The following is a 15,507-nucleotide window of genomic DNA, read 5'->3' on the forward strand; positions in this document are numbered from 1 at the left end:
GACAAGGGATTTGGCGGTATTTTCCAGCCCCGTTCAAGACTTTCGGCCCAGCCGGGCCGTACCACCGGTTGATGCGGCGCAGGTCTGCCATACCATAGGGGCGTGGCTTCGCCGACGGCTTATCCCGAATGAACCGCTTCAAAATCGTTCGGACACAAAAAAGCGGCCGGGGGGAAGGCCCCCGGCCGTCGGCAAGTCAAAGCATCAGCCGTTCGAAAAGATCCGGCTCGCACACCGGATCACGGACCAATCCCCTTGATCGGAACCTGCGATCAATGGAACTGGTCAGCCTCGGTGGAGTCCTTGTAAGCGGTGGTCGAGGAGGTGCCGCCGGAGATCGCCGTGGCGACCGCGTCGAAGTAGCCGGTGCCGACTTCGCGCTGGTGCTTGGTGGCGGTGTAACCGTCCTTCTCGGCCGCGAACTCGGCCTGCTGCAGTTCGGAGTAGGCGGCCATGCCGCGCTCGGCGTAACCCTTGGCGAGCGTGAAGGCCGAGTAGTTCAAGCTGTGGAAGCCGGCCAGCGTGACGAACTGGAACTTGTAGCCCATGGCGCCCAGCTCGCGCTGGTACTTGGCGATGGTGGCGTCGTCCAGGTTGGCCTTCCAGTTGAAGGACGGCGAGCAGTTGTAAGCCAGCATCTTGCCCGGGAACTGCTTGTGCACGGCCTCGGCGAAGCGGCGCGCCTCGTCCAGGTTCGGCTTGGAGGTCTCCCACCACATCAGGTCCGAATACGGCGCGTAGGACAGGCCGCGGGCGATGCAGTGATCGACGCCCATGCCCTTCTTCAGGCGGAAGAAGCCCTCGGTGGTGCGGCCGCTGTCGAAATCGATGAAGGGATGGTCACGCTCGTCGATGTCCGAGGTGATGAGCTGCGCCGACTCCGCGTCGGTGCGGGCGATCACCAGGGTCGAGGTGCCGCAGACGTCGGCGGCCAGACGGGCGGCGTTCAGCGTGCGGATGTGCTGCTGCGTCGGGATCAGAACCTTGCCGCCGAGATGGCCGCACTTCTTTTCCGAAGCCAGCTGGTCTTCCCAGTGCACGCCGGCGGCGCCGGCCTTGATCATCGACTTCATCAGCTCGAAGGCGTTCAGCGGGCCGCCGAAGCCGGCTTCGGCATCCGCGATGATCGGCGCGAACCAGTAGGTGTCGCCCTTGCCCTCGGAGGTCTGGATCTCGTCGGCGCGCTTGAAGGCGTTGTTGATGCGCTCGACCACCGCCGGCACCGAGTTGACCGGATACAGGCTCTGGTCCGGGTACATCTGGCCGGCCGTGTTGGCGTCGCCGGCGACCTGCCAGCCCGACAGGTAGATGGCCTTCAGGCCGGCCTTGACCGCCTGCATCGCCTGATTGCCGGTCAGCGCACCCAGCGTGTTGATGTAGGGCTCGGTGTTCAGCAGTTCCCACATGCGGCGCGCGCCCAACTCGGCCAGCGTGTACTCGATCTTGACCGAGCCGCTCAGACGCTTGACGTCGTCCATGGTGTAGTCGCGGCGGATGCCCTCGTAACGGGCGGCGTGGATGGCGGCCTTGGTCTTTTCATCGAGCGACATGGGTCAGGTTCCTTGTTGTCCGGTGCGCCCGGTGGATCGGGGCGGAACTGGGGTCTCGGGGCGGGCCTTTTGTCGGTCCCGACAACCGGTTGTGCGCAGTGGCGTTTCCTCCCGCCCTTGCTCTGCCGCCGGTGTCTTCGGGGCCGCTTGCGCTTTACAGCGCGGCCGTGAACCAAGACTTAAACCCCGCCCGAGTGCGTTGCAATAAGCCCTTGTTTGTAAAAAGGTCCGTTTGTAAACTGCCGTTTTCAAAAACCTGTAAATCCGTAAATCTTGTAAAGTCAGAGAAAGCTGGAGGAGCTGTCGTGGCGACCATGGAAAAGAAGGCGATGCTGGGTCCGAAGGTCCGCCGCCTGCGCCGCGACCACGGCCTGACCCAGGCCCAGATGGCGGAGCAGCTGGGCATCTCCCCCAGCTATCTGAACCTGATCGAGCACAACCAGCGCCCGGTCACGGTGCCGCTGCTGCTGAAGCTGGGCCACCAGTTCGGCGTCGATCTGCAGGCTTTCGCCGAGGACGAGGAAAGCCGGCTGGTGGCGGGATTGCGCGAGGTGTTCGCCGACCCGCTGTTCGACGGCTCCGACATCAAGAACCAGGATTTCCGCGAACTGGCGGCGGTGGCGCCGACGCTGGGGCAGGCGGTGGTGGCGCTCTACCGCGGCTTCCGCGGGGCGCGCGACGATCTGCAGGCTCTGGCGGAGCGGGTGGCCGACCGCGAGAAGCTGCATCTGGTGCAGAGCGCCGGCTTCCCGCAGGACGAGGTGCGCGACCTGTTCCAGACCCATTCCAACCATTTTCCCGACCTGGAGGCGGCGGCCGAAGGCCTGTGGCAGGACGGCAAGCTGGAGCGCGGCGACCTCTACCGCGGGCTGGTCGACTGGCTGAACACCCAGCACAGCGTGCGCGTCCGCCTGCTGCCGTCGGAGGTGATGGGCTATGCCGTGCGCCGCTTCGACCGCCACAGCCGGCGCATCCTGCTGTCGGAGATGCTGGCGCCGTCGGGACGCACCTTCCAATTGGCCTGCCAGATTGCCCTGCTGCGCCACCGCGACCTGCTGAACGGCATCGTCGATTCCGCCAACCTGTCCGGCGACGAGGCGCGGCGGCTGGCCCGCATCGGGCTGGCGAACTATTTCGCCGCGGCGGTGCTGATGCCCTATGCCCGCTTCCACGAGGCGGCGACCCAGGTCCGCTACGACATCGAGATCCTGCGGCGGCGCTTCGACGCGTCGTTCGAGCAGGTCTGCCATCGGCTGACCACCCTGCATCGGTCCGGCGCCAAGGGCGTGCCCTTCTTCTTCATGCGGGTGGACAGCGCCGGCAATGTGTCCAAGCGCTTTTCCGGCGCCGGCTTCCATTTCGCCCGCTTCGGCGGCGGCTGCCCGCGCTGGGTCGTCTACGACGCCTTCCGCACGCCCGGCAAGATCCACAGCCAGATGGCGGAAATGCCGGACGGCACCGCCTATTTCTCCATTGCCCGCACGGTGGTGAAGGCCGGCGGCGGCCACCGCAGCCCGCCGCAGCAATTCGCCGTCGCTCTCGGCTGCGATGTCCAGCATGCGGCTCAGGTCACCTATGCGGACGGGTTCGACCTGTCCAACACCGATGCCGCGACGCCGATCGGGGTGAATTGCCGGCTCTGCCCGCGGCTGGACTGTTCGCAGCGGGCGTTTCCGCCGCTGAATCATCGGCTTATCGTCGACGAGAACCTGCGCGGCCTCTCGCCCTACCTGTTTGCCCCGCCCAGCGCGGAGTGAGACGGCGATTGACCGGGATCAATGTTGTACGGCGCAGACTGTGTTGTTTGCCGGAAAGCCCGTCGTTTGACTGGTATAAATCCGTGGCCTTCGACCGGGTTTGTTGATAGGTTTCGGCCGTTGCGTCGCGGCAGCTCCGCTTGCGTCATCGCGCACCGGCCACCTGATGCAGCGTCCCGGACGATGGTTTGAACATTGCGGCTTGAACACCGCCAACCGAGCTTTGCCTCGACAGGTTTTGGAACGCCCCCATGAGCAATCTGATCAAAGAGCGCGTGCTGACCGTTCACCACTGGACCGACACGCTGTTCAGCTTCACCACCACGCGCGATCCGTCCTTCCGCTTCCTGCCGGGGCAGTTCACCATGATCGGGCTGGAGGTCGACGGCCGGCCCCTGCTGCGCGCCTACAGCCTCGTCAGCGCGCATTACGAGGAAACGCTGGAGTTCTTCAGCATCAAGGTGCAGGACGGCCCGCTGACATCGCGGCTCCAGCACCTGAAGGAAGGCGACACGCTGCTGGTGAACCGCAAGGCGACCGGCACGCTGATCACCGACAACCTGCTTCCCGGGCGGAACCTGTATCTGCTGAGCACCGGCACCGGCCTGGCGCCGTTCCTCAGCATCATCAAGGACCCGGAGATGTACGAGAAGTTCGACCGGGTGATCCTGACCCACGGCACCCGCACCGTGGCGGAGCTGGCCTATGACGACCTGATCCACCACAGCCTGCCGGAGAACGAGTTCTTCGGCGAGCAGGTGAAGGAAAAGCTGCTGTATTACCCCACCGTGACGCGCGAGCCCTTCCGCAACCAGGGCCGCCTGACCACGCTGATGGAGACGGGCAAGCTGTACAGCGACCTGGGCCTGCCGGAACTGGACGCCGAGAAGGACCGCGTGATGATCTGCGGCAGCCCGGCGATGCTGGCCGAGACCACCGCGATGATGGAAAAGCGCGGCTTCGTCATGGGCACCAACGGCGAGCCGGGCGGGTTCGTCATCGAGAAGGCGTTTGTGGAGCGGTGAGGGTGTTGGCTTTTATGCCGCGTTAGACCCCCACCTAACCTCCCCCGCTCTCAGCGGACCTACGGTCCGCCTGCCGCGTCAGCACAAAGCAAAGCTTTGTGCGAGAGCTGAGCGGGGGAGGGACTGCCGCCGCTTTCCCGCACAAGCACTTGCCCCCTCCCCCGCCCAGCGGGGGAGGGTTGGGGTGGGGGGCTGACGTCCCCACAAAGTCACACCCCCCAGCGGAATAAACTCCCCCTCCCGCCGGTTTACCAACCCGTGACGAAGGCACGTCACTCAATCCTTGACCGACTGGGCGCGCCTCCTTTTGGGGGGCGCGCCCATTTTCTGTCCGCATCCGTGAATAAAATCACCGTCCGGCCTGTTGGTGCGACGGTCACCGTTCAAACCGTCAAGCCTTTGGTGTAGACATCCCGCCCATGCGCCTGATCCTCATCATCGCCGCGATCCTCGTCGCCGGCCTCGCGAATCTCGCCGTCTGGTCCCTGCCGAACCGCCCGGTGCCGCTCGATCCGCCGCCGGGGGGCAAGCTGCGCAGCGTGTCCTTCGCCCCCTTCCGCGACGGCCAGAGCCCGCTGACCCAGGTCTTCCCGACCAATGCCCAGATCGAGGAAGACCTCGCGGCATTGGCGCCGCAGGTGGCCGGCATCCGCACCTACACCTCGCTGGAAGGGCTCCAGGTGGTGCCGGAGATGGCACGCAGGCACGGGATCCAGGTCACCATGGGGGCGTGGCTGTCCTCCAAGACCGAGAAGAACGAGGCGGAGATCGCCTCGCTGATCGATCTCGCCAACCGCTATCCCGACGTCATCACCCGTGTCATCGTCGGCAACGAGGTGCTGCTGCGGCGCGAACTGACGCCGGAGCAGGTCACCGGCTACATCGACCGGGTCAAGGCGGCGGTGAAGCAGCCGGTGTCCTATGCCGACGTGTGGGAATGGTGGCTGAAATACCCGCAGATCGCGGATCACGTCGATTACCTGACCATCCATCTGCTGCCCTACTGGGAGGACGTGCCGGCCGGCGTGGAGGGCGCCACCGAGCGCATCCGCCACAGCTACCGCACCATCGCCCAGCGCTTTCCCGGCAAGCCGATCCTGGTCGGCGAGACCGGCTGGCCGACGGAAGGCCGGTCCCGCGGGGCCGCCGTGCCGGGGCTGGTCAACAAGGCGAAATTCGTCAATGCCTTCGTCCGCATGGCCGAGCAGGAGGGCTTCGACTACAACGTGATCGAGGCCTTCGACCAGGAGTGGAAGGCGAAGCTGGAGGGCACCGTCGGCGGCCATTGGGGCCTCTACAACGCCGACCGCACGCCGAAATTCTCGCTGGCCGGGCCGGTCGTCGGCAATGTGGCTTGGCCCTGGCTGTTCGCGATCTCCAGCGGGCTGGCGCTGGTTCTGCTGGGCGGGCTGGCCCTGCTGCGCCGCCATCTGCCGGGTACCGGCTGGGTGGTGCTGATCCTGCTGGCGCAGGCGCTGTCCACGCTTTATGTCCGCGCCGGCTTCGTGGCGGCGCATGGCAAGCATTACTGGCAGGACACCACGCTGGCCGTGGGCATGCTGGCCCTAACCGCCGCCCTGGTGCTGGCGGTGCTGCTGACCGCCCACCGCGCGCTGGCTAGCGGCGGTCTGGCGCGCGAGCCGCTGGTCGGCCTGCGTCACGCCCGCCCGGCCCTGACCCGCACCGAGCGGGTGGGGCGGTGGAGCGCGGTGGCGCTGGGCGTCGCGGCGCTGGTCTGGTCGGTTCTCATCATCTACGACGGCCGCTATCGCGACTTCCCCAACCCCTACCTGCTGATCCCGGCGGTGGCTCTGCCGGCGCTGGGGCTGATCCGCGCCGCCCGCCGCCCGGTGGGGACCCAGACGCGCGATGCGCTTGGCATCGCCAGCCTGTTCCGCCCGGCGATCCCGGTGGACGATGGGGAGCCGCGCGGCCTGTGCGGTGCCGTCCGCCGCATGCCGGTGGAGTCGCTGCTGGGCTTCGGGCTGCTGCTGGGCGCGCTGCTGACCGTGGTGGCCGAGGGATTCGTCCCGCTCGAGTCGCTGATCTACGGCCAGCTTCCCTTCATGGAGGCGCTGCACGAGGTCGATTGGACCCTGCCGAACTGGGAGGCACTGGGCTGGGCGGCGTTGCAGGTCCTGCTGGCGCTGCCCTTCCTGGCCGGGGTGTGGAGTGCCCGGCGTCCGCTGCGGCGGATCTGAGGTCGCAGAGACCCATTGCGCGGGCCGTAGCGCTGTGGATTGATGAGCGGGTTCCTGGCCTTAACCGGAGACCCGTTCGATGTCCCCCGACCTGTGGCTCGCCTTCGCCGCCGCCTCCGCCGTGATGCTGATGATCCCGGGGCCGACGGTGCTGATCGTCGTCTCCTACGCGCTGGGCCACGGACGCAAATCGGCCATGGCGACTGTGGCGGGGGTGGCGCTGGGCGACTTCACCGCGATGACCGCCTCGATGCTGGGGCTGGGGGTGCTGCTGTCGACCTCGGCGGCACTGTTCACCCTGCTGAAATGGGCCGGCGCCGCCTATCTGCTTTATCTCGGCATCAAGCTGTGGCGGGCCCCGGTCCGCGGTGCCGAAACGGTGGCCGACGACTCGGCCGTCCGCCCCTGGCGCATGATGCTGCACACCTATGCCGTCACCGCGCTGAATCCCAAGAGCATCGTCTTCTTCGTTGCCTTCCTGCCGCAGTTCCTCGATCCCGGCCGGCCGCTGGCCGAACAGATGGTGGTGATGGAGGCGACCTTCCTGGTGCTGGCGACGCTGAACGCCGCCGGATACGCCCTGCTGGCCTCGGCGGCACGGCGCGCGGTGCGGACGCCGTCGGTGCAGCGCACGGTCAACCGCGTCGGCGGGTCGCTGCTGATGGGGGCCGGGCTGCTGACCGTCGCCTGGAAGCGGACCGCCTGACGCGCTCGTGGCCCGGGGAAATGCGACGCGCGACACACGCACGCACCCGGCGATTTATTGACAAAGCAAGATAACTTCACTGAAAATTGTCGACAACCAGGGGGATGCACGCGCCGGTAACTTTCATGGAGCCGGCGGAAGCGAATCGATCCGCGGGGGCGGTGATGGCCGACGGCTGCAACAGGGGCGAAATGGCGGAAGAGGCCAGGCGGGAGCCCGCTGGGGATGTGTTGGAGTTCGCCGCCGAGACCGTCGATGCGGCCGGCGTTCGGCAGAACCCCCCCTGGCAGATCCTGATCGTCGACGATGACCACGAGGTCCACGCCATCACCCGCGTCGTCCTCGGCGAAATGACGTTCGAGGAGCGGCCGGTCCGCTTCCTGTCCGCCTACACCGCGCGGCAGGCGCGGTCGCTGCTGGCCGAAAATCCGGGGATTGCCGCCATCCTGCTGGACGTGGTGATGGAGACCGACGATGCCGGACTGAAGCTGGTCCGCCACATCCGCGAGGAGATGGGCAACCGGCAGATCCGCATCATCCTGCGCACCGGCCAGCCGGGGCAGGCGCCCGAGCGGCAGGTGATCGCCGCCTATGACATCAACGACTACAAGGCCAAGAGCGAGCTGACGGCGCAGAAGCTCTACACCGCGACCGTCGCGGCCCTGCGCTCCTACCAGCACATCGCCACCATCGAACGCGGCCGGCAGGGGTTGGAGCGGGTGATGGAGGCCGCCGTCCATCTGGCCGGCCTGCGGTCGCGGTCCCAGTTCCTGGCCGGGCTGGTGGGGCGGGCGTCGGCCCTGGTGACCGACGCCACCACCGCCCTGCTGTGCGGGGCCGGGGAGGACGGCGGCGTGGCGATCCTCGCCGAAGCCGGGCTGCCGGCCGATCCGCCGGCGGAGGCCGTGGCCGACATCGCCGCCGCGCTGGCCGCCGCGCTGGCCGCCGCACCGGGCGATGGGCAGGTGCGATGGGGAGCGCGACACGGCGTGGCCGTCCTGCGCGGCCGCGATGCGGCGCCGCTGGCGCTCTGCCTGCTCGGCGGTCCGTTTGCGGAGGGCGACCGGCCGCTGCTGGAACTGCTCTGCACCAAGGCGGCGGTCGGGCTGGACAATCTGCGGCTCTACGAGCGGCTGAACGAGGCGCAGGTCGCCACCGTCCACGCGCTCGGCAAGCTGGCCGAATACAAGGACGAGGTCACCGGCGACCATGTGAAGCGGCTGGGCCGCTGGGCCACGGCGATCGCGCGGGAACTGCACGCCCGCGGCGACTTCGCGGGCGAGTTGGACGACTCGTTCTGCGACACTATCGGGCTGGCCAGCGTGCTGCATGACGTGGGCAAGGTCGGCATCCCGGATGCCATCCTGCGCAAGCCCGGCCGGCTGGACGCGGCGGAGATGGCGGTCATGCGCGACCACGCGTCCATCGGCGGCAGCATCCTGCGCGACGCCTGCGGCGGCGACCGGCGCGGCTACCTGTCGATGGGGGCGGAGATCGCCGAGAGCCATCACGAGAAGTTCGACGGCAGCGGCTATCCGCGCGGGCTGGCGGGCGACGCCATTCCGCTCTCCGGCCGCATCGTCGCCGTCGCCGACGTCTTCGATGCGCTGCTGCACCGCCGCCCCTACAAGAAGGCGTGGGACATCGGCGAGGTGCTGGACCTGCTGCGCGCCGAGTCGGGGAGCCATTTCGACCCGCGCGTCGTCGATGCCTTCCTGGCGGTGCTGACGCGGGAAGGGGCGGGGGTGTAGAGCCGCCGCCCCGTCCGGGAGGTCAGAGACCCAGCACGTCCCGCATGCTGTAGAGGCCCGGCGTCTTGTCCTGCGCCCACAGGGCGGCGCGGACGGCGCCCTTGGCGTAGATCTGGCGGCCGGACGCCTTGTGGGTCAGTTCGATCCGCTCGCCCTCGCTGGCGAAGATCACCGTGTGGTCGCCGATGACGTCGCCGCCGCGCAGCGTGGCGAAGCCGATCTCGCCGCGCGGACGGGCGCCGGTGTGGCCGTCGCGGACCTTCTGCCAGACATCCTCCAGCCTGACCCCGCGCCCGGCCGCCGCGGCATGGCCGAGGCCCAGCGCGGTGCCCGACGGCGCATCCACCTTGCGGCGGTGGTGCATCTCCAGAATGTCGATGTCGAAGTCGTCGTCCAGCGTGTGGGCGACCTGCTCCACCAGCGCCAGCAGCAGGTTGACGCCCAGCGACATGTTCGGCGACTGGATGATCGCCGTGTGGGTGGCCGCGGTGGCGATGGCGGCCTGCTGCGACGGGTTCAGGCCGGTGGTGCCGACGACCAGCACGGTTTCGGACTGGGCGGCCAGGGCGGCATGACGCTCCGTCGACTCCGGGCTGGTGAAGTCGATCACAGCGTCGGCCTCCGCGAACAGGGTGACCGGATCGTCGATGGCGGTCACGCCCAGCGGGTCGAGCCCGGCCAGAACGCCGAGATCCTTGCCCAGCGCCGGGCCGCCCACCCGCTCGGTCCCGCCGGCCAGCGTGCAGCCCGCGGTCGCCGCGATCTCGCGCACCAGCATCTGCCCCATGCGCCCCGCGCACCCGACGACACCGATCTTCATGACGCCCATCCCCTGTTCAGCGTTCCGGCCGGACTTTTCCGCCCTCTCAGCGGTTTAGCACAGGCCCGGCCGGGGCTTAAGCGCCAAGGCAGCCGCGCAGCGATGCGGCGAGGTTGCGCAGCAGGGCGGGGTAGAGCGCCTCGCCCTCCGGCAGCTCGGTGCCCTCGGGGTCGAGCACGCCGGTCCCGGCCTTGGTGCCTTCCACCACCGTCTGGACCAGCGCGGGTTCGAACTGCGGTTCGGCAAAGACGCAGGCCGCACCCAGCCCGCCGATCTTGGCGCGGATCGCCGACAGCCGCTTGGCGGACGGGCGGCGGTCCGGGCTGACGGTGATGGAGCCGACCGCCGACAGGTCGTAGCGCGCCTCGAAATACTGGTAGGCGTCGTGGAAGACGACGAAGGGCTTGTCCTTCACCGGCGCGAGCGCGGCCTTCAGCTCCGCATCCAGCCCGTCGAGCTGCTGCAGCGTGCGGTCGGCGTTGGTGCGATAGGTCTCTGCCCCGGCGGGGTCCTTGGCGGCAAGCGCCTCCGCCAAAGCGGTCACGATGGCGCGGGCGTTGGCGGGATCGAGCCAGATGTGGCTGTTCAGTTCCTCGTGCTCTTCGGCGTGATCGTGGCCTTTATGGTCGTGACCTTTATGATCATGGCCCCCCTTCCGACCATGGTCATGTGCCTCCCAGGCGCCGCCCTCGCGGGTTTCCAACAGGGTCAGGCCCTTCAGGTCCATCAGCGTCAGCAGCGTCGCCTTGGGCGCATTGGCCTTCAGCGGCTTTTCCAGGAAGCTCTCCAGTTCCGGCCCCACCCAGACCACCAGATCGGCGGCCGACAGCGCCTTCGCGTCCGACGGCTTCATCGTGTAGCTGTGCGGCGAGGCGCCGCCGCGCACCAGCAGCGTCGGCTCGCCCACCCCATGCATGACCGACGCGACCAGGGAGTGGATCGGTTTGATCGACACCACCACCTTCGGCACCTCGGCACGGGCCGGCAACGCGGCAACTGCGGCAAGGGCTGCGGTCAGGGTGGTGAACAGCGCGAATCGGCGCATGGGAGGGATCCTCTCGACTTGCTGGACAGGCTGCTGGTTTCAGCGCATAGGGAAGCCACGTTCACTTTGGTGTCACGTTATAACGTAACATGTCAATACCTCACCCAAACCGGGATACCTCCGCGCTCTTCGCCGGCCCGCTCGCCTGGACCGAGGATCTGACCGTCCGTTTCGGCCGCCGCACCGTGCTGGACCGCGTCAACGTCGCCGTCCAGCCGGGGGAGGTTGTGACGCTGATCGGTCCCAACGGCGCCGGCAAGACGACGCTGGTGCGCGCCGTGCTGGGGCTGGTGGCGCCCGACGGCGGACGGGTGCTGCGGCGCCCGAACCTGCGCGTCGGCTACATGCCGCAGAAGCTGTCTGTGGATCAGACGCTGCCGCTGACCGTGCGGCGTTTCCTGGCGCTGTGGCGGCCGGTGACCGCCGACCGGGTGGAGGCGGCGCTGGAGGAGGCCGGGGTGGCGCGGCTGGCCGACTCGGCGGTGCAGACCATTTCCGGTGGCGAGATGCAGCGGGTGCTGCTGGCCCGCGCTCTGCTGAGCGACCCCGACCTGCTGGTTCTGGACGAGCCGGACCAGGCGGTGGACGTCCATGGGCAGGCGGAACTGTTCCACCGCATCGCCCAGGTGCGGCAGCGGCGCGGCTGCGGCGTGCTGCTGGTCAGCCACGATTTGCACACGGTGATGGCGCGCACCGACCGGGTGGTGTGCCTGAACGGCCATGTCTGCTGTTCCGGCCGGCCGGAGGATGTCAGCCGGCATCCGGAATATCATGCCCTGTTCGGCGGCCATGCAGGCGACCTCGCCGTCTATGTCCATCACCACGATCACGCCCATGCCGAGGACGGCAAGGTCGTGCCCGACCATGACGGGGGATGCTGCCATGGATGATTTCCTGATCCGCGCGCTGCTCGCCGGCGGCGGCATCGCCCTGCTGGCCGGGCCGCTTGGATCCTTCGTGGTGTGGCGGCGCATGGCCTATTTCGGCGACACGCTGGCCCATTCGGCTCTGCTGGGCGTGACGCTGGGCTTCCTGCTGGGCGTCAACCCGATGGTCGGCGTGATGGTGGTCTGCGTGGCGCTGGCGCTGGCGCTGGTGGCGCTGCAGCGGCGGCGCAACCTTGCGGCGGACACTCTGCTGGGCATCCTGTCGCATGGCTCGCTGTCGCTCGGGCTGGTGGCCCTGGCCTTCCTGGAGACGCTGCGCGTCGACCTGATGGCCTATCTGTTCGGCGACATTCTGTCGGTGACCGACGGCGACCTGATGGCGATCTATGGCGGTGGCGCGGTGGCGCTGACCGGGTTGGCGCTGCTGTGGCGCCGGCTGCTGGCGGTGACGGTGGACGAGGATCTGGCGCGGGTGGAGGGCATGCCGGTCGACGCCCTGCGGCTGGCCTTCATGCTGCTGATCGCGCTGGTGATCGCCATCGCCATGAAGATCGTCGGCATCCTGCTGATCACCTCGCTGCTGATCATCCCGGCGGCCGCCGCCCGCCGCTTCGCCCGCACGCCGGAGGGTATGGCGGCGCTGGCCTCGGTCCTGGGTGTCGTGGCGGTGGTCGCTGGGCTGCTGGCGTCGCTGAACTGGGATTTGCCGGGCGGGCCGAGCGTGGTGGTTGCCGCTGCCGCGCTGTTCCTGCTGGGATCGCTGGTGCCGCTGCGTCGTTGATTGCAATCAGGAAAAGAACACGATTGCATGGATTTCCCGTTTGCGGAGGTGCCCGCCTGCGCCATAGTCCGGCGGCGGACGCAGTGGCGGACTGGCCACCACTGCCGCCGTACCAATGGAGGGCTGGAGGATGGAGAAGATCCTCACTCTCCTGATCCTGGTGCTGGAGATCGTCAAGCGGCTGCTTGACCTTCTGATGCACTAAGATCGGGCGGGCGGACCGGGGAATTGCCGTCCCCGGCCCGCCTACCCCCGATATTGGTGTTGCACCCGCCCGCTGTCAACGGGGTGCCTGAAAACACTCATTCGTCGATGTTGCGCGCCAGGACTTCGCGTTTGCCGGAGTGGTTGGGCTTGCTGACCACCCCTTCGGTCTCCATCCGCTCGATCAGGCGGGCGGCGGAGTTGTAGCCGATGCGCAGCTGGCGCTGGATGAAGCTGGTCGAGGCCTTGCGCTCGCGGCAGACCACCGCCACCGCCTTGTCGTAGAGGTCGTCGCCGGACCCGCCGCCGGTGCCGGGCAGGGCGCCGTCGTCGAAGGACTCCTCGCCCTCCTCGTCCTCCAGGATGGCGTCGACATAGTTGGGCTCGCCCTGCGCCTTGAGGAACTTGACGATCTGTTCGACCTCATGGTCGGAGACGAAGGGGCCGTGGACGCGGGTGATGCGGCCGCCGCCGGCCATGTAGAGCATGTCGCCCTGGCCCAGCAGCTGTTCGGCGCCCTGTTCGCCCAGGATGGTGCGGCTGTCGATCTTGCTGGTGACCTGGAAGCTGATGCGGGTGGGGAAGTTGGCCTTGATGGTGCCGGTGATGACGTCGACCGAGGGGCGTTGCGTCGCCATGATCAGGTGGATGCCGGCGGCACGCGCCATCTGTGCCAGACGCTGGATCGCCGCCTCGATGTCCTTGCCGGCGACCAGCATCAGGTCGGCCATCTCGTCGACGATCACGACGATGTAGGGCAGTTCGGTGAGGTCGAGCGGCTGCTCCTCGAACAGCGGCTTGCCGGTGTCGGGATCGAAGCCGGTCTGGACGCGGCGGGTGAGCGATTCGCCGCCCTCGCGCGCCTCGCGCAGGCGGGCGTTGTAGCCCTCGATGTTGCGCACGCCCAGCTTGGACATGTTGCGGTAGCGGTCCTCCATCTCCCGCACCGTCCATTTCAGCGCGACCACCGCCTTCTTGGGGTCGGTGACGACCGGCGTCAGCAGGTGGGGGATGCCCTCGTAGACTGACAGTTCCAGCATCTTGGGGTCGATCATGATGAAGCGGCAGCGCTCCGGCGGCAGCCGGTAGAGCAGCGACAGGATCATCGTGTTGATCGCCACCGACTTGCCCGAACCGGTGGTGCCGGCGACCAGCAGGTGGGGGAAGCGGGCGAGGTCGGCGACCACCGGCTGGCCGCCGATGTCCTTGCCGAGCGCCAGCGCCAGCTTGCCGCCATGCTTGTCGAAGCCTTCCGCCGCCATCAACTCGCGCAGCAGCACGGTCTCCCGCCTGGCGTTCGGCAGCTCGACGCCGATGACGTTGCGGCCGGGCACCACGGCGACACGGACCGACACCGCGCTCATCGAGCGGGCGATGTCGTCGGCCAGACCGATGACGCGGGACGATTTGGTGCCGGGGGCCGGTTCCAGCTCGTACAGGGTGACGACCGGGCCGGGATGGACCTTCTGGATCTCGCCGCGCACGCCGAAATCGCCCAGCACGCCTTCCAGCTGGCTGGCGTTGCGCTGGAGCGCCGCCTCGTCCAGCTGTTCGCCGCGGATTCCGGTGGGCGGCACCTGCAGCAGATCGAGCGGCGGCAGCTCGTAACCCGGCGGACCGTCCTCCTCGCCCAGGGGCAGGCGGGTCTGGCGCGGGTCGGCCTTGGCGGCGTCGCGCTCCGACACGGCAGATTTGGGTGGAGTGACAATGGGGACCGGGCGCAACGGCTTCTCGGCGGCGGTCGGTGCGGCGGACAGCGTCACCGGACCGGCATCCAGGCCGGCGGGGGGAAGCGGGTCGACGCGCACGGCATCGTCGAAGCTGGGACCTTTGCGCTTGGGAGACCCGTCGCCGCGCAGCGCATCGTCCACCGCGATGGAGGCGGTCTGCACCGCGGCCTGCGCCGCGTTGCGGCCATGGCGGCGTAGGGCGTCCACGCCGCTGCGGGCTCCGTGGCGGATCAGATGGACACCGTTCACGGTGCCGCGGCCCAGCGCGCGGAAGCTGGCGATCCATTCGCCGATCGTCAGGCCGGCTGCCAGGAACAGCACCAGCCCACCGCCGACCGCGGCGACGGTCGCCACCATCGGCTCCGCCCCGAACAGGTTGCCGACGCCGCGCAGCAGGATCTGGCCGATGCTGCCGCCGGGCAGGGGGGCGAGCGGATCGGTGGAGGGGTCGGTCAGGCCGGCCAGCGCCATCGACACCAGGATCACCCCCCACAGGGCCAGCACGGTGCGGAACAGCGGATTCCCCAGCTTGCGCTGGGCACCGAGCCGCCAGCCCCAGAACATCGGCACCAGCGCGATGACGAAGGCGGCCCAGCCCAGCGACTGGATCAGCAGGTCGGCGACATAGGCGCCGGGAGGACCGAACAGGTTGTGGGTGTCCCCCGCCGTGGCGGGAACCGAGTTCAGCGAGGCGTCGCGCGGATCGTAGCTGCCCAGCAGCACCATCAGCAGCAGGCCGAACAGCCCCAGCACGAAGCCCATCGCCTCCCGCGCGCGCGCGACGACGAAGGCGCGCATGGCCGGGGAGAAGAAGGGCGGCTTTTCCTGCCGGCTGCGGCCGGTGCGCAGGCGGTCCTTCCCCGGATCCTTGGCTCCCAGATCCTTGGCGCTATCGCGGGGCGACCCCTTGCGCGGGCTGGGGGCGGTCCGTCCCAGGCTGGGCCGGGGGCGCGCGGAGGTGGGGCCGGCGGGTCGGGCCATGGGGCGGAAACCTCGTGCTGTAGAAACCGAAAAGACGGGCTGGTCGGAGCCGGGACGGGCCGGAACCGG

11 protein-coding genes are annotated in these 15,507 nt (G+C 68.5%); 7 read left to right on the forward strand and 4 right to left on the reverse strand.

The window, feature by feature from the left end; all coding sequences use genetic code 11:
• Positions 1-272: 272 nt before the first annotated feature.
• Complete coding sequence (gene aceA / locus J2Y49_RS12355) at positions 273-1,550, reverse strand: isocitrate lyase (RefSeq protein ID WP_194912519.1); 1,278 nt, start codon at positions 1,548-1,550, stop codon at positions 273-275.
• Between the two features lie 314 nt (positions 1,551-1,864).
• Between aceA and J2Y49_RS12360 the strand changes: the two genes are divergently transcribed.
• The 5 genes from J2Y49_RS12360 to J2Y49_RS12380 all read left to right on the forward strand — a co-directional run bounded on the left by J2Y49_RS12360 (position 1,865) and on the right by J2Y49_RS12380 (position 8,990).
• Entirely contained in the window at positions 1,865-3,307 is a 1,443-nt protein-coding gene (locus tag J2Y49_RS12360; protein WP_310115520.1) for a short-chain fatty acyl-CoA regulator family protein, read from the forward strand.
• Positions 3,308-3,558: 251 nt separating this feature from the next.
• Positions 3,559-4,332, forward strand: a complete 774-nt coding sequence (locus tag J2Y49_RS12365) for a ferredoxin--NADP reductase (protein ID WP_014189844.1) — start codon at positions 3,559-3,561, stop codon at positions 4,330-4,332.
• 419 nt (positions 4,333-4,751) lie between these two features.
• A complete protein-coding gene (locus J2Y49_RS12370; RefSeq protein ID WP_310115141.1) occupies positions 4,752-6,533 on the forward strand; it encodes a glycosyl hydrolase family 17 protein in 1,782 nt (593 codons plus the stop codon).
• A gap of 79 nt (positions 6,534-6,612) precedes the next feature.
• The gene (locus J2Y49_RS12375) at positions 6,613-7,239 is read left to right on the forward strand and encodes a LysE family translocator (protein ID WP_310115142.1); all 627 of its coding nucleotides are present in this window, start codon (positions 6,613-6,615) and stop codon (positions 7,237-7,239) included.
• A gap of 227 nt (positions 7,240-7,466) precedes the next feature.
• Positions 7,467-8,990 (forward strand): HD domain-containing phosphohydrolase, encoded by a 1,524-nt coding sequence (locus J2Y49_RS12380; RefSeq protein WP_310115143.1) that lies wholly within the window; start codon positions 7,467-7,469, stop codon positions 8,988-8,990.
• Between the two features lie 22 nt (positions 8,991-9,012).
• Here the strand turns inward: J2Y49_RS12380 and dapB are convergent, their stop codons facing one another.
• Entirely contained in the window at positions 9,013-9,810 is a 798-nt protein-coding gene (gene dapB / locus J2Y49_RS12385) for a 4-hydroxy-tetrahydrodipicolinate reductase (RefSeq protein ID WP_310115144.1), read from the reverse strand.
• Positions 9,811-9,886: 76 nt separating this feature from the next.
• Positions 9,887-10,855 carry a zinc ABC transporter substrate-binding protein ZnuA gene (gene znuA, locus J2Y49_RS12390; RefSeq protein ID WP_310115145.1) on the reverse strand — a complete coding sequence of 323 codons (969 nt, stop codon included), beginning with the start codon at positions 10,853-10,855 and terminating at the stop codon, positions 9,887-9,889.
• Positions 10,856-10,944: 89 nt separating this feature from the next.
• Here znuA and znuC point away from each other — a divergent pair, with 89 nt between their 5' ends.
• Both znuC and znuB read left to right on the forward strand, forming a co-directional pair.
• Positions 10,945-11,745 (forward strand): zinc ABC transporter ATP-binding protein ZnuC, encoded by an 801-nt coding sequence (gene znuC, locus J2Y49_RS12395; protein WP_310115146.1) that lies wholly within the window; start codon positions 10,945-10,947, stop codon positions 11,743-11,745.
• The gene (gene znuB / locus J2Y49_RS12400; protein WP_310115148.1) at positions 11,738-12,523 is read left to right on the forward strand and encodes a zinc ABC transporter permease subunit ZnuB; all 786 of its coding nucleotides are present in this window, start codon (positions 11,738-11,740) and stop codon (positions 12,521-12,523) included. The genes znuC and znuB overlap by 8 nt, the downstream gene beginning before the upstream one ends.
• Before the next feature lie 302 nt (positions 12,524-12,825).
• Here znuB and J2Y49_RS12405 read toward each other — a convergent pair whose 3' ends face one another.
• Positions 12,826-15,438 (reverse strand): DNA translocase FtsK 4TM domain-containing protein, encoded by a 2,613-nt coding sequence (locus J2Y49_RS12405; protein ID WP_310115149.1) that lies wholly within the window; start codon positions 15,436-15,438, stop codon positions 12,826-12,828.
• Positions 15,439-15,507 lie beyond the last annotated feature (69 nt).

The organism is Azospirillum sp. BE72, assembly GCF_031455875.1.
Classification (GTDB): domain Bacteria; phylum Pseudomonadota; class Alphaproteobacteria; order Azospirillales; family Azospirillaceae; genus Azospirillum.